1 pseudogene is annotated in these 479 nt (G+C 57.4%); it reads left to right on the top strand.

Features of this window, described 5'->3' with window-relative positions:
• Nucleotides 1-159: 159 nt before the first annotated feature.
• A pseudogene (locus tag AC6H42_RS27395) lies at nt 160-479 on the top strand (DDE-type integrase/transposase/recombinase); the annotation flags it as partial.

The following is a 479-nucleotide window of genomic DNA, read 5'->3' on the forward strand; positions in this document are numbered from 1 at the left end:
GTTCTGCACCTGGGCCAGCAGTTGGTCGATCAGCTCGACGGGAAACGGCGGCGGTGCTCTTTTCTTCCTAGGTTTTTTAGTGGTCATTGCTTCGGTCATGGAACGTCCCTTTCGGTATTATTTCATGACCCCGGACACACAAAAATTCTGACAGGCTCGGACCGGGTGAATCGCCAGTTCCGCGCTGATCGCCCTGACCAGCTGTGGGTGTCCGATTTTACGTACGTGTCGACCTGGCAGGGCTTTGTCTACGTCGCCTTCATCATCAACGTCTTTGCGCGCCGCATCGTCGGCTGGCGCGTGAGCAGCTCCATGCGTACTGACTTCGTGCTCGATGCACTGGAGCAGGCCCTGTACGCGCGCCAGCCGGAACGCGATGATGCCTTGATTCACCATAGTGATCGCGGGTCGCAATATGTATCGATCCGCTATAGCGAACGCCTGTCCGAAGCCGGAATTGAACCGTCCGTCGGCAGCAA

Source organism: Massilia sp. NBRC 108631, assembly GCF_059704565.1.